Annotated in this window: 16 protein-coding genes; 8 read left to right on the plus strand and 8 right to left on the minus strand. The window is 31.1% G+C overall.

What is annotated here, in order from left to right; genetic code table 4:
- Positions 1–4 precede the first annotated feature (4 nt).
- The 4 genes from atpA to EXC42_RS00210 are packed head-to-tail and all read left to right on the plus strand — an operon-like array spanning position 5 to position 4,329.
- Positions 5–1,588: a F0F1 ATP synthase subunit alpha gene (atpA, locus tag EXC42_RS00195; RefSeq protein ID WP_012497965.1), complete on the plus strand. Its 1,584-nt coding sequence runs from the start codon at positions 5–7 to the stop codon at positions 1,586–1,588.
- Complete coding sequence (gene atpG / locus EXC42_RS00200; RefSeq protein ID WP_012497966.1) at positions 1,567–2,442, plus strand: ATP synthase F1 subunit gamma; 876 nt, start codon at positions 1,567–1,569, stop codon at positions 2,440–2,442. The genes atpA and atpG overlap by 22 nt, the downstream gene beginning before the upstream one ends.
- A gap of 29 nt (positions 2,443–2,471) precedes the next feature.
- Positions 2,472–3,983, plus strand: a complete 1,512-nt coding sequence (gene atpD, locus EXC42_RS00205; RefSeq protein WP_012497967.1) for a F0F1 ATP synthase subunit beta — start codon at positions 2,472–2,474, stop codon at positions 3,981–3,983.
- Positions 3,970–4,329, plus strand: a complete 360-nt coding sequence (locus EXC42_RS00210; protein WP_012497968.1) for a hypothetical protein — start codon at positions 3,970–3,972, stop codon at positions 4,327–4,329. The genes atpD and EXC42_RS00210 overlap by 14 nt, the downstream gene beginning before the upstream one ends.
- A 63-nt stretch (positions 4,330–4,392) precedes the next feature.
- On the opposite strand, the gene EXC42_RS00215 is transcribed toward EXC42_RS00210, so the two are convergent.
- From EXC42_RS00215 to ftsY, 6 genes are all read right to left on the minus strand, one after another.
- Positions 4,393–5,079 (minus strand): potassium channel family protein, encoded by a 687-nt coding sequence (locus EXC42_RS00215; protein ID WP_012497969.1) that lies wholly within the window; start codon positions 5,077–5,079, stop codon positions 4,393–4,395.
- 95 nt (positions 5,080–5,174) lie between these two features.
- Positions 5,175–5,726, minus strand: a complete 552-nt coding sequence (locus EXC42_RS00220) for a ribosome-recycling factor (protein WP_012497970.1) — start codon at positions 5,724–5,726, stop codon at positions 5,175–5,177.
- Positions 5,727–5,729: 3 nt separating this feature from the next.
- Entirely contained in the window at positions 5,730–6,455 is a 726-nt protein-coding gene (gene pyrH / locus EXC42_RS00225) for a UMP kinase (RefSeq protein WP_083756742.1), read from the minus strand.
- A 326-nt stretch (positions 6,456–6,781) separates the two neighbouring features.
- Positions 6,782–13,792 carry an MspA/MspB/MIB-like signal-anchor domain-contatining protein gene (locus EXC42_RS05630; protein ID WP_012497972.1) on the minus strand — a complete coding sequence of 2,337 codons (7,011 nt, stop codon included), beginning with the start codon at positions 13,790–13,792 and terminating at the stop codon, positions 6,782–6,784.
- A 396-nt stretch (positions 13,793–14,188) separates the two neighbouring features.
- Entirely contained in the window at positions 14,189–14,416 is a 228-nt protein-coding gene (locus EXC42_RS00235) for a sigma factor-like helix-turn-helix DNA-binding protein (protein WP_012497973.1), read from the minus strand.
- Positions 14,416–15,471, minus strand: coding sequence for a signal recognition particle-docking protein FtsY (gene ftsY, locus EXC42_RS00240; protein ID WP_012497974.1), 1,056 nt, complete (start codon positions 15,469–15,471; stop codon positions 14,416–14,418). Before ftsY ends, EXC42_RS00235 begins: the two co-directional genes overlap by 1 nt.
- Positions 15,472–15,824: 353 nt before the next feature.
- Here ftsY and rpsB point away from each other — a divergent pair, with 353 nt between their 5' ends.
- Complete coding sequence (gene rpsB, locus EXC42_RS05635; protein ID WP_129648822.1) at positions 15,825–16,748, plus strand: 30S ribosomal protein S2; 924 nt, start codon at positions 15,825–15,827, stop codon at positions 16,746–16,748.
- A gap of 20 nt (positions 16,749–16,768) precedes the next feature.
- Positions 16,769–17,647, plus strand: coding sequence for a translation elongation factor Ts (tsf, locus tag EXC42_RS00250; protein WP_012497976.1), 879 nt, complete (start codon positions 16,769–16,771; stop codon positions 17,645–17,647).
- A gap of 226 nt (positions 17,648–17,873) precedes the next feature.
- On the opposite strand, the gene EXC42_RS05640 is transcribed toward tsf, so the two are convergent.
- Positions 17,874–18,881: an HxHSH motif-containing lipoprotein gene (locus tag EXC42_RS05640; RefSeq protein WP_012497977.1), complete on the minus strand. Its 1,008-nt coding sequence runs from the start codon at positions 18,879–18,881 to the stop codon at positions 17,874–17,876.
- 16 nt (positions 18,882–18,897) lie between these two features.
- Positions 18,898–20,751 (minus strand): MAG3240 family lipoprotein, encoded by a 1,854-nt coding sequence (locus tag EXC42_RS00260; protein ID WP_012497978.1) that lies wholly within the window; start codon positions 20,749–20,751, stop codon positions 18,898–18,900.
- 312 nt (positions 20,752–21,063) lie between these two features.
- Here EXC42_RS00260 and EXC42_RS05645 point away from each other — a divergent pair, with 312 nt between their 5' ends.
- Together EXC42_RS05645 and EXC42_RS05650 are read left to right on the plus strand one after the other, a co-directional pair.
- Entirely contained in the window at positions 21,064–22,410 is a 1,347-nt protein-coding gene (locus EXC42_RS05645) for a hypothetical protein (protein ID WP_012497979.1), read from the plus strand.
- Between the two features lie 12 nt (positions 22,411–22,422).
- Positions 22,423–23,136, plus strand: a complete 714-nt coding sequence (locus tag EXC42_RS05650) for a hypothetical protein (RefSeq protein WP_012497980.1) — start codon at positions 22,423–22,425, stop codon at positions 23,134–23,136.
- Positions 23,137–23,144: the final 8 nt, after the last annotated feature.

Raw genomic sequence — 23,144 nt, forward strand, 5'->3', positions numbered from 1 at the left:
AAATATGGCAATCAAAGCAACTGATTTATCAGCAATTATTAAAGCCCAAATCAAAGACTTTAACCAAAATGTTACTTTTGATGAAGTGGGCCGCGTTATTACTGTCGGTGATGGTATTGCTCTTGTAAGCGGACTTAATAATGTTGAATATGGCGAACTAGTGCAATTTGAATCTGGTGTGTTAGGTATGACAATGAATCTAGAAGAAGATCTAGTTGGTATTGTTGTAATGGGCGATGACCGTAGTATTGTTGAAGGTAATTTGGTTAAAAGAATGCGTCAAGTTATTTCAACCCCAGTTGGAGATGAACTTTTAGGTAGAGTTGTTAATGCCTTAGCAAAACCAATTGATGGCAAGGGCAAGATTAACACTTCTTATCATGCCCCAATTTTCAAAGTTGCTCCAGGGGTTATGGCTAGACAAGAAGTCAATGAACCTTTGGAAACAGGAATTTTAGCAATTGATGCCATGATTCCAATTGGTAAAGGCCAAAGGGAATTAATTATTGGTGACCGTCAAACTGGTAAAACGGCAATTGCAATTGACACGATTCTCAACCAAAAAGGTAAACACGTTTATTGTATTTATATTGCAATCGGACAAAAGAATTCCACAATAAGTCAAATCGTTGACATCTTAAACAAACATGACGCACTTAAATACACAACAATCATTTCAGCCTCGGCCGCTGAAAGCGCTCCACTACAATACATTGCCCCATACACCGGCGTTACTATTGCTGAAGAATGAATGGCTAAAGGTAAAGATGTTTTAGTTATCTACGATGACCTTTCTAAGCACGCTGTCGCTTATCGAACACTTTCATTACTACTAAGACGCCCTCCCGGAAGAGAAGCTTACCCCGGCGATGTTTTTTACCTACATTCGCAACTTTTAGAACGCGCCGCTAGATTAAATAAAGAAAATGGCGGCGGATCAATCACTGCACTTCCGATTATCGAAACACAAGCTGAAGACATTTCTGCTTATATTCCAACTAATGTTATTTCAATTACAGATGGTCAAATTTTTACTAAAGAAAGCCTCTTTAATTCAGGACAACGTCCAGCCATTGATATTGGATATTCGGTTTCGCGGGTAGGCTCAGCTGCTCAAACGAAATTAATGAAAAAAGTAGTATCAAGTTTAAAACTAGAATTAGCACAATACAATGAGATGCTAGCTTTTGCACAGTTCGGTTCAGATCTCGATCAGAACACACGAAACATTTTAGAACATGGTGCTAAAGTCTATGAATTGCTAAAACAACCCCAATATTCACCATACGAACAAATAAAGCAAATCCTAATTTTATTTTGTTCAAAATATCGTCTAATTAACCCTATTCCTAAAGCTTACATCACCAAATACCGTGATGAACTTTTAAATTATTTTTTAACAAATTCGAAAACATTGCAAGTGATCTCACAACTTACTAAAGCATCAGATTGAACTGAAGAATTAATTGAATCAGTATGAGAACACATTATGGCTTTTAACGAGTCATTTATTCCTACTATTCCTAATTTGAATAAGTATCAAGGACAAGAAATTCCACCACTTCCATGGAAAGCTTACAAAAAATAAAACACCGCATTTACTCGGTTAATTCAACTAAAAAAATAACTAAAGCAATGCAGTTGGTTGCAACCGCTAAATTCGGAAGAATAAAAAATAATTTCGAAAATGTTAAAGAATATTACAAAAGTGTTGAGCAAATTTTCAATGATCTTATGTTACAAACTACCATTGACATTGACGCACTTTTAAATGTTAATGCGTGAACATTTACCGCCAAACGAAAACTATATATTGTTTTTGGTTCTGATATTGGTCTTTGTGGTTCTTATAATTCAGAAGTTACTAAAAAGATTTATGAAGTAATCACTCCTGATGATATTTTGATCGTAATAGGTTCTAAACTCTTAACTTTACTTAAAAAAGATAAATCGTTACATATTATTCAAACCATTACTCAAATTGGTGACACTCCAACTTACGACATTGCTAGAGTGATAGCCAATAAGTTATACGATGTCCTTCAAATTTCTTTATTGAGTTCAGTTAATTTAATTTACACTAATTATTTAAATCCCATTAAATTTGATGTCGTTGTACAAGAGATTTTCCCAATTACACCAAAACGAGATTCATTAGAAAATAAAGAGTCAAAGGCCAGAATTGAAGTAGATAAAAACGCGTTTGAACCAAACCCTGATGTGATTTTGAAAAACTCATTTCCAATTTTTTTTGAAGCGGCAATATATCATGCCATCTTTTCATCGAAATTAGCAGAAACTAGCTCCCGCCGAACTGCAATGGAACAAGCAAGCGATAATGCCCAAGATATTATTGAAGATTTAACAATTCAATATAATAGTTCTCGCCAAGCCAAAATTACTCAAGAAATTACCGAAATAGTAAGTGGTAATGACAAATAAATTTTAAGAGGAGAAATTAACATTAGAAAATGGAAGATAAAAAACAAAAAAAGACCTCTACAAAGCCAAAAATCAAAAATAATGCCATCAATGAGACTGCAATAAGTGAAACTAACGAAATGCCAACGAATATGGGCTATATTAGTCAAATTTTAGGTGCAGTAATTGATGTTAGATTTGAAGAAAATAAAGCTCCACGAATTCTAAATGCCTTAGAAGTTGTTTTAGACGATCCCAACGCACCTAGACAAGTGCTAGAAGTCGCTCAACATATTGGTAATGATACAGTTAGAACCATTGCTATGAATCTAACTATTGGATTAAAAAGAGGAATGAAAGTTAAGGATTTAGGTGCTCCTATTAGTGTGCCGGTTGGGAAAAAAGTCCTTTCAAGAATGTTTAATGTTTTAGGTGAACCCATTGATACTGGTGCAATTGAGTTTAATGTTAAAATGCCAATCCATCGCACTCCTCCTAGCTATGAAGAGCAAAAGTCAACTTTAGAAATTTTTGAAACCGGTATTAAAGTGATTGACTTGCTCATGCCTTATGTTAAGGGAGGGAAGATTGGTCTATTTGGCGGTGCAGGTGTTGGTAAAACTGTTCTAATTCAAGAATTGATTAATAATATTGCTAAAGAACACGGCGGCCTTTCTGTTTTCGCCGGCGTTGGTGAGAGAACGCGTGAAGGAAACGACCTATATCACGAAATGAAAGCCAGTGGTGTGCTTGATAAAACTGCTTTGGTATTTGGACAAATGAACGAACCTCCTGGAGCAAGAATGCGTGCCCCTTTTACAGCGCTAACAATGGCTGAATATTTTAGAGATACAATGGGTCAAGATGTACTTCTATTTATTGACAATATCTTTAGATTTACTCAAGCAGGATCTGAGGTTTCGGCTTTACTAGGGAGAATGCCCTCTGCAGTTGGATACCAACCAACCTTAGCGACTGAAATGGGTCAGTTGCAAGAGCGAATCACTTCAACTAACAAAGGTTCAGTTACTTCGGTTCAAGCGATTTATGTTCCTGCTGATGATTTAACCGATCCCGCTCCAGCTACTACTTTTACTCACTTAGATGCTAAAACGGTTCTTGATCGTGATATTGCCGCGCTTGGTATTTACCCAGCAATTGATCCACTTGCTTCAAATTCACGGATGATGGATCCTAACGTTATTGGTTTGGAACATTACAATATCGCTAGAAAAGTACAAAACATTTTGCAACGTTTCAAAGAACTTCAAGATATTATTGCCATTCTAGGAATGCATGAACTTTCCGAAGAAGATAAAAAAATTGTTGCTCGAGCAAGAAGAATTAGAAACTTTTTATCACAACCATTCTTTGTTGCTGAAAAATTCTCTGGATATGCTGGTCGTTATATTAAATTAGCAGATACGATTCGTTCATTTGCGGCGATTCTTTCAGGAAAATATGATAACTTACCAGAAGAAGCATTTTTATATGTAGGAACAATTGATGATGTAATTGCCAAAGCCCAAGAGCTTGGGGTGAAATTAGATGAAGTTGATTAATTTATTAATTAGCACTCCTAATGGGAATTTTCTAGATTCGCAAGCTGAGATTGTAACTTTTCAAAGCACCGAAGGACAAATGGGAATTATGGCTGGCGCTACTGAATTTATGTGCGCCATTGTACCTTCGCAATTATTTATTAATCATGAAAATAGCGAAAATCGCCAAGTTTATTATGTTGATAAAGGCATATTACATTTTAAAGATGATAAGCTTTCACTAATTGTTAATCAAATTGATAAAAAACCACTAGAAATTAATGAAATTGCTAAAACTGCCGAATTTAATAAATACTCAATGATTGAAGAGATTCTAATTAAAAGAAAAATTTTGGAAAATAAATAATTCATTAAAAATAAGACACCATGCAAGTTGATGTGTCTTATTTTTTTTATTGCTTTTTAACAATTATTTTTTGGTACAGAATTCAAAGACTTTAGTAACATTTTCGGTCATACCAACAAAGGTTAATAAATCACCGCTTTTAATAATAAACTCACCATCGGGTAAGAACGATTCTGAACCTCGTTTTACTAATTCAACTGAAACGAAATGCTTGTTTCGAAAACCAATATCACGAATTTTTTTATCAATGATGCTAGGATTGGTAACTACCACCGTTCCTGTTACATAGCCATCTTGAATTTCGGCAATCATCTCAGAGTTTGCGGTGAAACTTGGGTTAGCCACGATTAAAGCCACACGTTTGCCTGCTTCTTCTTCGGGGCTAATAATGCTATTTACTCCAATTTGTTTTAATACATTAGCATGTCTTTTTGAAGTTGCTCTAGCAATGATTTTTTTGACTCCAATTTCGACAAGTGCAGCGACCACTTCAATGTTGTCACTAGTTGCTACAATAACGGCGTCAAATTGATCAATATTAAGCGATTCTAAAGCTTTGCGTTCCGCCGAGTCAGCAATATAAATTGAGTCCACTTCATTCTTGAATGGTAACAAGTGTTTTTCGTCTTTATCAATTAAGGCGATGCGAATGTTATTATCACGGTCGCAAAGTAATTGTTCAGCAATTGCTGAACCAAATCTTCCAAGTCCAATAATACAAATTTCGCGAATCTTTTTAAATAGTCTCATTAGTTCTCCTTAACCTTGATTGAAATAAATTTTAAGGAACTTATTTTGGAATTTTAACACAAAAAAAGCCAAGTATTTGGCTTTGGGGTTTTATATTAAATTGTTAGTAAGTCTTTTTCTTTTTCGTCGGCAATTTCTTGAATTTTCTTGATAGACTTATCAATTTCTTCTTGAATTGCATCTAAATAATGTTTTTGTAAATCTTCTGAAAGCTCTTTATTAGCTTTAATTTTTTTGTTAATTTCTTGACGAGCCTGACGAACCGTTACTCTTGCTTGTTCGGTGATTAAGTTAAGTTGTTTTACCATTTCACCACGTTTTTCAGTGGTCATTTGAGGATAGGTGATTCTAATTTGGTGTCCTTCATTTGCGATTGTAACATTTAGTTTGTAGTCCATGATAGCTTTTTCAATTGTTTTGGTTACACTCATATCGTAAGGTTTTACTAATAGTTGTAATGGTGAAGCTACTGAAATGCTAGCAATTTCATCTAGACTTAAAATAGAATCATAATAATTAATTTTAATTTTGTTAATTAAATTTGGATTTGCTCTTCCGATTACTACTTTAGTTAATTGCGCTTCATATCCTAAAATCGCTTTATTAACTAGTTCTTGTAGTTCCATAAGATAAGCATTAAGTTCCATAAATTACTCCTTATTTGTGATCACTGTGTTTGGGATGTCATTTTCAAGTGCCCTAATTAGAGCGTTCTGTTCATTGATATCAAAGATAATAATATCAATTTTGTTTTCTTTTGCCATTGAGGCTGCTGTTTGGTCAAGAATTTTTAAATTTCTTGCTAAGATCTCATCGTAACTAACACGTTGAAATTTTTTGGCATTTTTGTTGATCTTCGGATCGCTATCATAAACACCATCAACATTATTTTTTCCCATCAAGATTGCATCGGCTTTGATTTCTGATGCAAACAAGGTCGCTGCGGTATCAGTGGTGAAGAATGGTCGACCAGTGCCACCGGCGAAAATAATTACTTCGTTATCGTTTAAATATTTAATGGCCTTTTCATTAATATACACTTCGCATACTTTAGGATCCATTGTTAAACTAGAAAGCACTCTACAACTTAGATTGTTATTTTCAAATCCTGATTGTAAAGCCAAAGCATTCATTGTTGTTGCTAACATGCCAATGTAGTCAGCTCTAACTCTTTGAATGCCATTCTTTTCTGCGCTAGTTCCTCTTCAGAAATTACCGCCGCCTACGACAATAGCAACTTGAACATTTTTGGCAATAATTGCTTTTAGTTGTTTGGCAAATTTTTGAACAAGTTCATAATCAATTGCCAAACTTTTTTCTTTGTTAGCTAAACCCTCGCCCGAAAGTTTAATTAAGATTCTTTTATAATTCATTAATACCTTCTTTTTTAGGTTACTAAAATTGTACATATTATTTCATTAGTATTAATAATAAAAATAAAAAATACTTTTATACAAACATAATTAGTTAAAAATTTTACTCTTTCATTTTGAACTTTCTAATTACTAGTTATTAAAAATAGTTTTATTTTTAATTTTTGTAAACAAAATCTTGTAAACAACAAGAAAATAAATAAAAAACTACACTCTTAGGTTATTAAGTTTTTACCATGACCATAGAGTGTAATTTCACTTATCATTTAAATAATTTAAGGAATAATGTTCCCCATTTTTTATTTAATTTTTGTGTCACAAAATATTATCTATTCTTTACTATAAAAATTTAAAAGTTTGAAAGTTTCTATAATTTTGCCAACTAATAAGTATTCAGCATTATTCTTGTACTCATCTTTTCATCAATTATTATAAATGTCAATTATATATTTCATAAAATAGGGAATGATTTCATTACTTATTTTATGCCTTCTATTTTTGTCAACAAATTTAAGTTCGTCCCCCATATAAGTTATATAGTGTTTTAAAAGAGAAAGTGGGGAACCGTTTTTAAGATATTTTTTAATATTTTCTTCTAATTTAGCAATGTATTGCTCATAAATAGCATCTTTAACAAATTTATACTTTCATAAATCTAGTCTAATACCTAGAGTTTCTCTATCGGGATTGCTCATATTGTTTAAGAGGTATTGTAAAGTATCTATGTTGCTGATGTTTGATTTATATTCATTTACCGTTGATTCTTTAATAGCTTTATTTAAGGCATTAGAGATTATTATAAGAACGAGATACTTATGATATTCTGCACTAAGTTCAGAAAATTCTTTATTTTCAGACTCGATATAATCTTTTGGATTTTTAACTTTATTAATTCAAGACTCAAAACTGCGCATTTTCACAATCATGTCATCAGTTATTTTTCGAATCAATAAATTTGTTTCTTTAACAATATCATTTAATTTTGAACTATTTAATTTAGCATTCAAAACGCTTTTATGTGCAATATATTCATTATTATTACTATTATTGATAAAAGTCATTACTTCTTCTGATTTGGCTCTAGCCAAATTAATTAAATCTTCAATATCTTTGAAATCTTTAATTGTGTTTTGATAAAGTCACATTGCTGTTGTTTTGGTAAATCATCCATTGCTTGCATCTCTGAATTTTTTGGCACCTTCAACTAATTGTTCTCCTTGCTTGTCTAATTCTTTAATATGATTAACCATGGTTCTAGTTAAACTATTTGCTTCAACTGCTTTAGTTTTTTTAGCACTTAAATTTTCTAATGTTTTACTTAATTTAGCAAATTTTTTCAATTTCTGCACATCTTCACTATTTTCAAAATTATTTATATCATTGATTCTTTGTTGAATCTCATCGCATATTTGTTGATATTTATTGATATCGTCATTATTTTTTAGTTCAGTAAGTTTTTGTTCAAGAGAACTCAAGAGACCATTGGCTTGCTCTACAAAAGCATTAACTTGCACTTCAAGAGTTTTTTGCTTTTCTATTGCATTATTAACGCTTTGCAGTTTATTTACTAACTCTGAAATTTTTCGTTGAATTGTGCTTTGATTCCTGCTATCGCCATTAAGTTCATTTTTGATTTTTTCCAAATTAAGTTTTTGTTCTTCTAGTGCTTGTTTAGCTATTTCAAGAGTTTGCATTTTATTTTCATCGGTTTCATTTTTTTGCATGGCACTATTAGCGTTGCTAATAGCTGTTTGGGCATTGTTCGTTGCTTGAGTTGCCTTTTGTTCATTATCCTCTTTTTTGGCGTCCAATTCTGCTTTTTTATTTTGAATTGTTGTTTTGGCAGATTCAATACTTTGCACTAATTCGTCATATTTCTGTTTAGTTTTTGCTTTTATTTCATCATCGATTTCATCATCTATTTTTTGCTTTTCTTGGTTAGCTGAAGTTATCTTTTCTTGCAGTTTATCCAATTCAGTTTGAAGCTCATCAACCTTGCTTGCAATAATAGCACTTGTTTTGGCGTTTTGATTGTTAAGGCTAGTTTTTGCCTCGATAATTTCCTTATTTAAGTTTGAAATGCGTTGCTCTTTAGTTTTCTTTTTTTCTCTAGCTTCTTTTATTATGTTTTCAAGATTTGAACGAAGCTCACTTAAACTTGCCGAAAGTTCATCGCTTGACTCTTCAAATTTAGAAATTTGGTTTAATAAATCATTTACTTCTTTTAATAGCCCGTTGCTATTGTCACCAATTTTTTGTATCAGTGAATCTAATTTTTCTATAGTATTTGTGCTAGATAACTCTGATTTCGCCTGACTTTCTTTTGATTTAAGAGTATCTATTTGTCTTAAAAATTCTTCTCTAGAATCATTTATAGTTTTTTCTGCACTTGCTATAGCGCCATTTGCTGATTTTTTAGCATCTTCTAAATTATTGTATGCTTGACTAAGCTTAGTATTATTTTTTAAATTATTATTAGATGTCAAAAATTCATCTATGTTAGTTATTTTGGCTCTAATGTTTGCAATTGCAGTTTGACTTTGTGATCATTTATTATTTGCGACGTCTAATAGAGCGACCAAATCATCAAGTTCTTTTTTTAGCTCTTTTGCTTGTTCTGCTAATGATTCAGCTTTTTGATCTTGGGATTGTTTTAGCTCTTTTTTTGCTTTGTCAATTTCTTGGAGTTTTTTATTAATGTCGTTGATTTCATCTACTAGTTTAGTCTTATTTTCGCTATCATCTTTTAGTTCGCCTTTAATTAAATCATCAAGGCTTTTCTTTTGTTTCTTAAGTTCGCTTTCAGCATCAGTTAACGCTTTTTCTTTTTGACTATCATCATTAGATTTTTGAATAGCATCGTTAGCTTTATCTAAAGCTTTTTGACTTTCTTCTAGAGGTTTTTTAATTAGCTTTTCATTTTTAGTTTTTTCTGCGCTGATAGATTGAGTATTTTTTTCTTGTTCTTTTCTTAAACTTTTAATTAACTCTTCAAGTTGGTTAACTTTTTCATTAGCACTATTTTTGTTAGTTTCATCTTGCAATTTGTTAACTTCAGTTTTTTGGGCTGCCAAATCGCCTTCTGCTTTAGTAAGAGTATTACCTAATTCGTTATTAGCTTCTTCTTTGGCTTTTAGATCGGTTTTGCTTTTGAAATCATTATTAGCATCTGTTAATGATTTCTTAATTTTCTCAAGTTCTTTTTCAATATTTTCAAGTTTTTTCTTGTCGCCTTCTTTTAGAAAATCTAATTTGTCTTGAGAACTTTTTATTTGCATTTCTAAGGTTTTTAGTTCACCTTCAACTAATTTTTTATTTTCATTGTCTTTATCTAATTTACTCTCGGCATCATCTAGTGCTTCTTTGGCTTTATTTGCTTCATCAAGAGCTTTTTCTAGCTCATTAATTTTATCGGTGTTAGCATCGTCTAAAGCATTGGTATTTGCTAGTTTTTTCTTGGCTTCAGTAGATTTTGCAATAGCATTTTCCCGCAATGTGTTATTAATTGCTTTTTGATTATCTAATTGCTGACGTTTATTAGTAATAGTTGTTGTAGCGGTGTCAATGCTTTGTTTAAGAGTTTCTAGTTTATTTTTAATACCATCTTTGATTTTTTGATCAGTTTCTTTTTCAACTTTTTGTTGGAGCCTTTTGGCTTCTTCAGTAAGAGCTTCAAGTTTTTGGATCTCTTTTTTTAGCGTGTCAACATCATCATTTGCAACATTGTTAGTTGTATTATTTTGTGCGTTTAGATTTGTATTTGTTGTTTCAAGTTCCCTGTTTAGCTCATCAATTTTGCTTTGAATTGATTTTAATTTATTATTGGCTTCTTCTTTAATGTCAAGAATCTGAGTTTCTAGTCCTTTAACTTTCTTGCTTAGTTCTTCTTTGCCATTAAATTTAGTACTTTTGGTATGTAAATCTTTTACTTTGCCAAGCAACTTAGTTTTGTCATTTTTGTCACCAATTTTATTTAAAATTGCCTGAAAATCAGCGTCAGTAGTTGCATTTTTAAGTTCTTTTTGAAGATCTTTTAGTTCATTTTCATGTTGTTTGTAGTCAACTTCAAGCTTATCTTTTGATGCTTTAATTTTTTGGCGAGCATCTTTTGCTTTAGTATCAGCATCTATTTTGGCATTTTCAAGTGCTTGGTAGTTTGGCTTTAGATGAATGTTATCTTTTAATCTTGTTGCATCGCCATCAACTTTAAAGAAGTTTTCATCAAGATTTTTAATCTTGTCTTCAACATCTTTAATTTTCTTTTCATAATCGCTTGAAGCGTCATATGGATTAAGTTTATTAACCAAATCATCTAATTCATCTTTTAAAGTTTTAGCTTCATTAGTTAATTGTTTTGCTAGATCGTCTTCTGATTTTTGTTGTTTTTCTTTTTCGTTTTGAAGCTCTTTTTGTTTATTGTTAATTTCTTCTAATTTTTTATCAATTTTATTTTGGTTTTCTTTGTCACCAACTAGAGAATTTTTCTTATTTTCAAGATCATTTTTAGCCTTGTTTAAGGCATCTTCTGCTTCGTTAGTTTTATCCTTGTTAGAAGGATTTTTAATGGCATCATCAGCTTTTTTAATAGCTTCATCAGCGCTCTTTAAACTTTGTTGTGTGCTAGTGTTGTTATTATTTTGTTCTTCTGTTAATGCTTTGTTTTTATTAGCAAGATCGGTTTTGGTTTCGCTTAGTTTTTTTGTTAAGTCTTTAATTTTGCTGTCAATACTGTCTTTATTAGTTTGATCTTTTAAGCCCTTAGCTTTTTCTTCTAGTTCTTTAAGATCCTTTTCAATATCTTTAATAGCCTTATCTAACTTAGGATATTTATCCTTTTTTTCATCAATTGTATTGGCATTGTTGGCTTCGTCTTTTGCTTTATCTAAATTACTTTCATGTTCTTTTAATGTCTTTTCAAGTTTATCTACTAGTGATTTTTCTGTTTTAAGTTCTTGATCAAGTTCGTCATGTTTTTTCTTGGCATCTAAAATTGCGTCTTGCACTTCAGATAAAAGGTTAGTAACTTCTTGCTTGCGCTTTGATTCAATTGTTGTTGCTAGAGTTTCAAGATCTTCTATTTTTTCTTTTAGCTTTTCTAGCTTGTTAAGTTCTTTTGTTAACTCTTCAAGGTTTTTGGCGTTGTAGGCATCGCTAATTTTTTTCTTAAGATCTTCTAATTCACTTTTAGCGTTGTCAAGTTGCTCTTTAATATTTTTATTTGAGTCTGAAATTTTAGTTTCTAGTTTTTGTTTTGTTGTCGTGGCTTTATTTTTGGCTTCTTCAAGCTTTTCGAGCTCAGTTTTTAGGGCATTTTCTTTGTGTGCGTCTTGAACTTCTTTTTGAGCTTCTTGAGCATTTTTTAGTTGCTCTTCTAGTTCTTTTAAAGTTTTAGCGATCTGGGATTGCTTAGGCGTTGCTTCACTTAGTTGACTTTTACCTCTTGAGTCTAATGTTTCAAGATTGTTTGTGATTTTAGTAATTTTTTCTCGCAGTGATTCGATTAGTTTCTTTTCTTGCTCTTGGGTTTCTTTTTCTTCTTGCAGTTTTTCTAATTTTGCTTTTGCTTCAAGGTCTAATTTAGAAATTTCTTCAAGCAGTTTTTTTGCTTTTTGCTCACCTTCAGGATAACTAATATTTTTAGCAGACTCTTCGATGGCTTTAACTTGTGGCTTGAGATCTTCTAGTTGTTTAATGGCGCTTTGCAAGGCAGGAATATCATTGATTGAATTTAAGCTTTCAATGGTATTTTTAATTTTATTAAATTCATTTTGCTTAGCATCTAAATCAACGTCAATTTTAACTTTGGCTTGTTTTTTAGCTTCGAATCGTTTTTTAGCGTTAGCAAGTGCTTCGACTGCTTCTTTTTCTTTATAAGCTTTTAGAACATCATAAATTGGTTTTATTAGCGCTTTTTCTTTCAAATTTTCATGTTTACCTAGAGCTAACTCTGCTTTTGCAATAGCGTCTTCTAGTTGCGAAATTGCTAAAGGTAAGGTATTTTCATCATCGGCTTTATTAGCTTCTTCTGTGGCTTTGACTAAGGCACTATATGCTTTTTCAAGCTCAGTTTTAGCAAGTTCTTGTGCTTTCTTTTGACTAAATAAATCATTTAATTTATCTAGCGCTGCTTCGGCTTGCTTTTTAGCATCTAAAGCTTTTTGCTCGTCAACTAGAAGTGTGGCATCGGCGGCCTGTTTTGCAAGTTTTTCTGCTTCTTGAATATCTTTTTCTAGTTCGTCTTTTATATGTTTAAATTCACTATCTTCACTTTGTAAAGTTAGTTTATTAGCATCACTTATATCTTTAGTAATTTTGTTAACTAGTGTATTAATATCGTTTTGAAGTTTTTGATTTTCTTGCTTAATTTTTTCTAATTTTTCTTCTCCTTGTTTTAGGCTATTTTCTGCATCTTTAATAGCTTTATCCAGTTCTTTGACAAGATCATTAAGTCCTTTAGCGTTGGCGTGATCTTTTAGTTCTTTAGTCTGACCTAGATCTTTTTTAAGTGACTCAATGGCGTTAGGAAGAGTGCTAATATTTTTAGCGTCTTCGACGGCTTTTTTGGCTTTTTCTAAGTCCTTAATTTTTTCTTTTGCTAGTTTTTCTAACTCTTCTGGGCTTTTATCTAACAAGCGTTTTTGTAGTTCGTTAATAGCATCTTTAATTTGCAAATTAGCATCACTTAACTTTTTGGTTTCTTCAATTAACCGCGAGTTATTTAGCTCTTCTTGCATGGCTTCACTAGCATTTGCAAGATTTTTTAGTTTGTTAATTAAACTTTGAATTGCTAGTGGCAACTTAGCAGCGGGCACTTCACTTAGTGCTTGGCTAATTTCTGCCAGTAACTTTTGGGTATCTTCTTTAAGTTTGGCTTCTTTTTCTTGCAATTCTTTTAGTTTGGCTTTAGCTTCTTTTAAGCTTTCTTTGGCAAGATTGACAGTAGTTTCCAATTCGCTGGTTAAGGCTTTTAACTCAGGTAGTTTTTTAAGCTCTGCTAAATAAGATTCACCTAGAGGAATTAGCCTTTCAAAATCGCTAATAACTTGGCTTAAATCGCGTACGTTATTAGCTTTTTTGGCATTTCTAATGGTGATCTTAAGCGCTTCAATAATCTTTCAAGCTTCATTTTTAAGATTTTGCTTGTGACTATCACGAATAGCATCAATCTTTTTTTCAAGCTCACTAATATCTTGAATTTCGGGCTTTTTATCATTGCTTTTTGATCGCTTAGTAGCACTTTGATGATTATAAATTACTCCTGAAACGGTTCCGGCCGCTAACAACGTTGCGGTGCTAGCAAGCACAATAATAGCAATTTTCTTTTTCTTAGCATGACTCATGATTAATAATTTTTATTTCTCCTATTTTTAATAACTTAAAAATTAATTAATGTTTGAATACTTAAAAATTCTTAAAAAGTATGTGTAGCGAAAAAATGCTTTTTAAGAAAAGTAATGCGAGTCATTTTACAAAAAAAAAAAAAAAACGCCCAAAGTGGTGGCGTCTCTATATCAAATGACATATTTAATAGTGATTAAATGGATTTTTTAGAAACCGCTTTTTAACAACTATGGATGCTTTTGACTTTTTTGAACTTTATTATTTTGAGATTATTAAACTAATTTTTTAATAAATAAATAAAAAATATCTTGAAAATTCAAGGCACAATTTTTTGGAGAATTACTACTAATTACTTAAACTAAATTATTTTAGTAAGATTAAATTCGTAATTTTCATTAATCTTCTTTTGTAAGTTCCATAGATATTAAAAGTAACTTAACCTTGCCTTTTTTAATAGCATCATAAACGCCACTTCGAGTCATGGCTAACTCTTGTGAAATTTCAGCGAGGCTTAGATCTTCAAATAAATGTAGATATAAAGCTTGTTTTTGTGACTGAGCTAACAACGCCCCAAATTTTTCGTATAGTTCAATAAATTTGCTACGCTCTTCAATACTTTCCATTAATCATTAAGTCCTCTCATTAGTCCATAAATATAAGAATCTAAATCAAATTCCATTAAATCATCTACTTTTTCACCTAAACCTACATATTTAACGTTTAGTCCAATTTCATCTTTAATAGTTAAAATGATTCCACCTCGTGAAGTGCCATCCATTTTTGTTAACACAATTCCTGTTAATGGCGTTGCTTGCGTGAAAACTTTGGCTTGTACAATGCCGTTTTGACCAGTAGTAGCATCTAAGACTAATAAACTTTCGTGAGGAGCACCTTCAATTTTGCTTTCTAAAACTTTGTTGATTTTTGCCAGCTCTTGCATCAAATTAACCTTATTTTGTAGTCTGCCTGCAGTGTCAATTAGCAAAACGTCGTATTTTTCTTCTTTAGCTTTATCAATTGCCTTATAAACAACAGCTGCGGGGTCAGTTTCATTTTGCGTAGGTTTGATGATGTCTACACCTACTCGTTTTGCTCATATTTCAAGCTGTTCTACTGCGGCTGCTCTAAAGGTATCGGCCGCTGCTATTAAAACTTTTTTACCTTCACTTGAAAGTTTTTTAGCTAGTTTTGAAATAGAAGTGGTTTTGCCCGATCCGTTTACGCCAACTACTAAAATAACATTAATGCGATTGTTTTCGATATTTAAACTAGTGTCAACTACCGAATTTGAGGCATAAATAGTGAAAAGTTTGTCAGCGATGATTTCACTGATTAGTTTAGGATCCTCAATATTTTCGTTTCGCACTTCTTTTTTACATTCATTGACAATAATTGTTACTAGTCTAGCCGAGATGTCGGCCATAATTAAAATTTCTTCTAAATCTTCGAAGAATTCTTTATTAATTTTATTGTATTTATTTTGCAATGCTTTAATGCTTTCGGTAAAAGAATTATTTGATTTTGAAAGCCCGGCAATGTAGTTATCAAGCTTATTTTTTTTATCCAATTCTTTTTCTAATTTGCGTTTTTCTTTTTCTTCTAATTTAGCTTGTTTTTTGGCGATTCTTTCTTCTTTAGTGCCGAAAATTTTTTCTTTTAATCTACTTCAAAATCCCATATTTACCTCTTTATGCAAGTCTTATTGTTAAATTATAAATTATTAAAACTAACCATTTAATTTTTCGGCCATGAAAGCATGAATTCTTAAACGCTATAACTAGCTGCTCACAAAGTGCTTGCATCTTTTGATATGAAAAGTTTATAATGCCATGAATAACATAGTCATTTTATGCTACAATTGCATTGTACTTAAAAAGAGTACTGTGATTTATTAAAAACTACTTAATCAATCAAACACTATTATGGATTCAATTGCGTGTGTTAATTTAAATTAATGCTAATTGTTAGAAATAATAGGAAGTATAACAAATCTCATCAAATCAATTAAACACTAAAAAGGAAATCAAAAATATGTCAGATCAAATTGAAAAAACTACAAAACCTGCTCAAGTTGCGCAAACTGCCGAAGGTCAACCGGTTGCTTCTGAAGTTGAAATCATTTCACGTGAAAAACTACTAGAAGCCGGAACTTACTTTGGTCACCGGGTAAGTCAATGAAACCCTAAAATGAAACAATATATTTGAGGAAAAAGAATGGGCATTCACATCATTGACATTTCAAAAACTCAAAAAACTTTAGAATATGCTTACAAATTACTAAATAAAATGGCTCAAAAACCAATTTCGTTTATTTGAGTTGGAACCAAAAAACAAGCTAAAAAAGCAATTGAAGCAGCTGCTCTAAGAACTAATTCAGTTTATGTTTCAGAACGTTGATTGGGAGGAACACTAACTAACTCACAAACAATTTTCAGAAGTGTAAAAGAGTTAGAAAGATTAGAAGAACTTCAAGCCAATGGATACCAAGGCTACACCAAAAAAGAAGGCCTACTATTTGATAAAAAAATCGCTAAATTACAAAAAAACTTGGGCGGAATTAGAAAACTAGCTGGTAAAGCAACTTTCCCACAAGTAATGATTTGTGCTTCACCTTTAGAAGACGAAATTGCAATCGCTGAAGCTAAGAAAAAAGGTATCAAAATTTTTGCTATTCAAGATACCAACTCAAACCCTGATTTAGTTGATTTTGCAATTCCTGCTAATGATGACTCAGTTAAATCAATTACCGTTGTAACAACCATTCTAGCTGATGCAATTTGTGCAGCACGTGGTGAAGCGCAATTATTTGCTTACAAAAGTAATGATGAAATTGTGCTACCAGAAGAGCCTAAAAGAGAATACACCCAAAGAAAATTCCAACGTCGTCCACAATCAGGACAAGAACAAACCACAACAACTACCGAAGTAAAAGAGACTACTGCTGAAAGCAAATAACACAACAAGGAGATAATTTTATGAGCCCTGATTTAAAAAAACTTAAAGAACTTAGAGAAAGAACAAACTCAGGTTTATTAGATTGCAAAAATGCTCTTGAAGCAACTGATAACGATATTGAAAAAGCTATTAAATGATTACAAGAAAATGGCATTATTAAAGCTGCTAAAAAGTCAGCCAGAATTGCTGCCGAAGGTATTACTAAAGCTTACATCAAAGACAATGTTGCTGTTTTATTTGAACTTAACGCTGAAACTGACTTTGTGGCAAGAAACCAATTGTTTATTGACCTTGCTAATAAAATTCAAGATGCTTTGGCAGCGAACGATTTTAGTGACATCGAAGCAGCTAACAAAGTTAAAATTGATGGCATGACCATTGAAGAAAGCTGCCAAGATTTAACCGCTAAAATTGGTGAAAAAATTACTTTAAGAAGAGCTGAAAAATTTGTAGCAAAACCAGGTGAAGTAGTTGCCGGGTATACTCACGCTAACAGTAGAGTTGCCGATATTGCGATTGCCAAAGGTGCTAATCAAGAAGCCCTAAGACATGTAACAATGCACATCGCCGCTTTAAACCCATCACATTTGTTTGAATCTTGCTTACCAAAAGCACAACATGATGAAATTGTTAATAGAATTAATAGCGATCCTAAACTAGCTAACAAGCCAGAAAAAATTCAAGAATCAATGAAAGCCGGAATGCTTAAGAAAGAATTTAACGAACTTGGTGTTCTAATGTTCCAACCATTTGTTATGGAAGATTCAAAAACTGTGGCTAAATACTTAGAAGAAAACCAATTAACTTTACTTGATGCAACTCGTTACGAAGTTGGTGAAGGTATTGAGAAAAAAGTTGTTGACTTTGCCGCTGAAGTTGCTGAACAAATGAAACAATAGAATTCAAATCATAATTTAAAAACCCACCAACATTTGTGGGTTTTTAAATTGCAATATGAAAAATTATTAATAATTTTTTTAAATTTTCAAGGCTAGTAGTATAATGATTATGCAACAAAAAAGATTTTACTCTATATAAAAATTGTACGTTGCCCAAAAATAATGCGCTTAGTATTAATTTACTAAGCAGCAGCATGCGCCCTACATATGTGGGGTTTTTATTTTATTAAATTTCAAAATCAATCGCATCAGCAATACCGTTATCTTTTGCAATTTGAATCAAAAAACCTTTTAGTTTTTCTAAAATGGCCTTACCTCTAGTTTGAAAAGAAGCGTCTAATAAGTTGTAATCAGAACTGGGACTGGTTGCTTTTTGAAAAGTTTTTATAAGTTGTTCAAACGCATCTTTTAAAGTGATGTGGTTAATATTTTCAACAATGTGTGGTTGGGCCGCTTCAAAATCGGTTTTTAAATGATCAAGCTCGTTTTTTCAAGCTAACATTTCGTTATGTCATAGCCCCAATTCATTAGTTAGATTAACAACAGCGTGGGAGTGATTATGAGCGTTACTATCATCTTCTAAATTAATATTAGGTAAATCTTCTTTTTTAGTAATTCTTTGTAAGTCGATGATGTGATGCTTAACAAATTCTCATAAGCTTTTCAAAGCATTTTGCAGTCTAGCAATATTTATATCTTTACCATTCAAACGATCATCAACAATGGCAAGATTCTCAAGAAATTGGTTGCTTTCAAATTGTAAATTTATTCCTTTAAGCACAGCATTAGCATCATTAAAAATTAAGGCGTATTTGTATAAATAGTAAGCTAATTTATACTTACTCAAGTCGCTTACTTTAGTTGAAAACCAGTTTTTAATGAATTCTTCTAATGCTTGTCTATTTTCTACAATGGTTTGTTGTGCTGCTAGTTCATTTAGACGTGCTCTTAGAAGTGACAAATTTCTTACTAGGGGAGCTCAATCAGCACTATAACGCCGAAAGTTTTCTTTACCATCAATAAATAGCTTAGTAATATCACCTTCGTATAATGCTTGAATTTCTTTGGCTAATGGCGAACTAATTTCGTAAGTTTTTTTCTTAGTTTCAGGTAAGGTCCCAATTTTGCTTTGATCCTCATAGTCTTCTCTAGTACAACTTGTTAAAACAATTGGCATTAAGAAAGTGGTTACACTTGTTGCACTTAATGTTATTAATTTGACTATTTTTTTCATTACACACCTCCTTATTTTATTTTTCAATTACAGTAAAGGCATTATTACCTAAACTATTGTCATAGCCTTTAAAACCATTTCAATATAAAGTAATAGTTTTAAGTACTTTTTCTCCAGGACTCTTAAAGTCAACATCATTTTCATTAGCATATGACATAAAACTTAATTGCAACTTAACTCGCCCTACTTCATAAGGAGTTGGCAACACTTTTACATCGATTCTCTTTACACCAGAGTTGATTTTGCCAGCTTCATTTTCAAGTGCATATGACAATAAGTAATTATTTAAAAATGATGCTAGCAATTTAATTTGAAATGAATCATCTCTTATAAAATTGGCTTCATAATTAGCGCGAATATCATTGTTTCAATAAGAGTAAGCTTGCTCTAAGTTAGCACCTGCTCTTTCTAGTAATTTTTCAAAAGGAGTACTTGGATATTTGTCGCTTGCTTTTAAAAATTCTTCTAACGAAATCCCTTTTGGAATAGGATTGAGATTTTCGTTGAAGTTATAAAAGTCGCTTGGTTTTAGTTCATCTTCGTATTTATTGCTTAAAATCAGTCCTTTTAGTCGGTGGCCATGGTCATCAAAATTAGAACTAATTCAAACATAGTCTTTGTAAGTGCCATCTTTTTTAAATACGCGAACAATTGCTTTAAATAGTTGATTCGTTTTTAAGTAGTTTGTATATTTAAAATCAATAATTTTATATTGAGCATCTTCTTGCTTTTTATCTTCAGGAATATCCACACTTAACATCTCATCTTTAAAATTTTGGAATAAATACATTAGTCCTTTTGCATTTCAAAATTCGAAGCTGGTTGCGCCTTTAATAAAGTGATTAATATTATCAACAATGTTTAAATATTGTCCACCATTGATTCTAAGTAGCGGGTTTTGAATGTATTCATTAAAAAGAGGGAGTTCTTCTTTTAAACCTTCATTCCCAACACCAAATTTTTGGTTAGTTTTATAGGTGCGAAAGTTATTAATATAGAATTTTTTATTTTTGTTTTCGGGTTTTAGTAAAGATTTATTTTGAAAATCAATAATATCTTCGATTGTAAATTCAACATATTCACTTTGTCCCGAATATGATTGTCTCACGGTAGCGGCTTTTCAATTAATTTTTATTTCTTTAACACTCTTAGTAAACTTACTAATATAAAGCATTAAAAAATATTCAAACAACTTAATTTGGTCGTCTTTTTTAAGCCAGCTACTACCTTGAATATATTCGTTTTTAAAATGATTGTTTGCGATAATGTTTTTATTATTTTTGTTGACCATTGCTCTTTTATTTAATAAACTAAAGTTAGTTTCACTGTCACGAACTGCTCTAAAAATTAAACTTTGTAAGTCAGGGAAATAAGGTTCATCGTCATTGCCAACACGATGGTAATCGTGTCCATTCTTTTGAGTTAAAGTGTTAAATCAAATATCGCTATAACCATTAGATAGATCCACGTCATCAAAGTTATATTCTTTTATTAATTCGTTAATATCTATATCTTTTTGACTATCTCTTACAGCAAAATCAGAAACCGAATTAATAAATTGCTCTCAATTAGATTTTGTTTTAAAATCAAAACTGTACTTAGCGATATTTCCTTCATAATAAAGTTCGAGTTCCTTACCATTAAATTTGGCATAATCATAATAAGTTTTTTTACCACTTTTATAAAAATAAAAAATCTTTTGGTAGTTATGCAAAGTAGCAATTTGCGAACCAGAAAGTCTTGTTAAATAACGCCTTGAAATCTTATTAATATCAAGATACGATTCATTTTTACTACAACTTAGTGTAACTAATGGAATAGTAAGTGAGCTTATTGTAATTAAACTAAGTAAGATTTTATTTTTCTTCATATAAAATGCCTTTTATCATTTTTTATTATATTTGAATTACATATTTATTGCAATTTTCTGAAAGTTTTTAACAAAAGAAATAATAGTTTTGGTTAAGTAAATTTTTATTTATTAACAAATCGACTATTTAAAAAACTATTTGTTTTATTGAGCTACTTATAAAAAAGAATTTTAGTAGTAAAAATTTTGTGTTTTATACTAACTCAATTTTGCTATTAATCATTTTATTTTAGACAATATGTAAAATTATTATTAGTATATAGTTTTTTTAACTATATGTGATATATAAAACATGAAATAGGAAAAAAAGCAATGAAATTTTCATTATCAACAATTAGAACAGTTGCTCAATTTGCAACGACATTTAACTTAAACAACTCAGTTAATGAAGAAGAAATAAGAATACTTCAACAACAAAATAAAGAAGAAATTGAAATATCAAAGTTAATTTCAGATGAATTAGATAAGAACAAGAAACTTACAAATTTTCTTGAAATGAGTAGTATAAAATTCAATAGATTAGATGAAAAAACTAAACAAAATTTTAAATTTGAGGTGGCAACTTTTATTTCGTCGCTAAAAAAAATAATTACGGTTCGTTATCCGAATAAAATAAATCTTCTTAAAAATTTTTTGACGGAAGAAAATATACGTAAAGCGTATAGATTGAAGCATAAAGCAGAAATAAAAATAAAAAAAGAGATTGACATAAAAGTTAAAGAATCCAAGGCCGAAGACAAAAAATATTTTGAACAAGTTAGGACAGAGGCCGGAAAAGTAAATTTCATAAAAGATGAAGTTAATTCCAAATTTGTGGAACAAGAATTAAAAAGAATTAATGTAATTTTTAAATTGATTAAGGATGATATCATACCGTTACAACAAAAAGTTAAAAATTTAGCTATTTCATCAACGACATTATATGGGGTGGCCGCTGGTTTGGGCTTAGCGGCAGCGGGACTTTGATTTTCAAGTATTTGAGTTCCTGCTCTAGCTCCCGTTGCGACTTTAACAAGTATTGCGGCAGGAACGGTTGGTATTGTAGCCGGAATATTGAAAGATATTTCGAATATTCAGCAGGAGAAATTGGGGAAATTATTTAAACAAATAAATAAAGTAGATACCAGTGATATCAATAAGATTGATTACTTGGAACTATTTAATTCTATAAGGGGAACTATTAGTTTTATTGGCAGTTTATCATCAATAGTGAAAGACGGATATAAAGAATTCTTAAAAAAAACCAAGTCCTTAGGCGCCTCAATAGTTAATGGAATAGATTCTTTAGTTGGAGCCGGATTTGATATTGATTCTACAATACAGGGTATTCAAAAAATTAACAAAGTGCATAAAGAACTGGCTGAGTCACATGGTAGATTAAACTCGCTAGGTATTTCATATCAAAAATGAAATCAAGTTGATTGAGTTGTTCTAGACGAAACGGGGCTAGATAAACCTTATAACGAAGGTGGTGTTGGAGGAAAAAATCTTGTTTTCAAAAATAGAATAACAAATAAAATTTACAAATTAGATGAGTTGCTTCAAAAAACCAAAACCGAGTTACGCCTAATGCGCCTTGCTAAGGTCTATAACCCGAGAACTAAAGAATGATATATTCGAACTTGAAAAAATAAAGATAAACACGATAATTTAGGATAATAAGAATATAAAATGAATAGAATTTTACTAGTAACTATCATTTTTCTTGGTAATTTTTTTCTACATACATTAATCATCAATGTTTTGGAAATAATTTTTACAAGCGGAAAAGTAATATGAAATTGAAATTTTAAAGATGAGAAATTAAGGATACCAAAACATTTAATAAAAGCTAGACGTAAAATTCTTTTAATTTATAATCTTCTCGAATTTTCATTAATTCCCATACTTATATTATGAATAATATTCTTATCCATTCTTATCTTTCCGCTTGCTAATACTAGTGCTGTTATTTACATTTTAACTATACCTATTGTTTTAGTTATTCCACGCAATCATCGTATTAATGGTGGATTAATAGGACACTACATTCGCATAGTGAAAATGAACAAAAATTTTAAAAAGTATTTAGATATGTACCCTAACTTAACTGAGCAATTTTATATTGACGATATTTCAGCGATTGAATTATCAAGAGAATTTTGTGAGGCAGCATCCTTGTTTTTAGAAGGCAAGGTTAAAATAGTTATTTCTCCTTTTAAAAAGCTAAGCATTAACAATATTAATAAGCGCGTTGCGGAATTAAAAGACGCCAATGAGATTAAAAAATACATTGAAGATATTTGTTTTTTAAATGAGGAATTTTCTACTTTAAATAAAATCCCTTTGACTAGACATATGATGTCATATCTTCGTATTATCTTAATTAAGAATAGTATTAATTAGTAAGCTCG

Source organism: Metamycoplasma arthritidis (assembly GCF_900660715.1).
Classification (GTDB): Bacteria; Bacillota_I; Bacilli_A; order Mycoplasmatales; family Metamycoplasmataceae; genus Metamycoplasma; species Metamycoplasma arthritidis.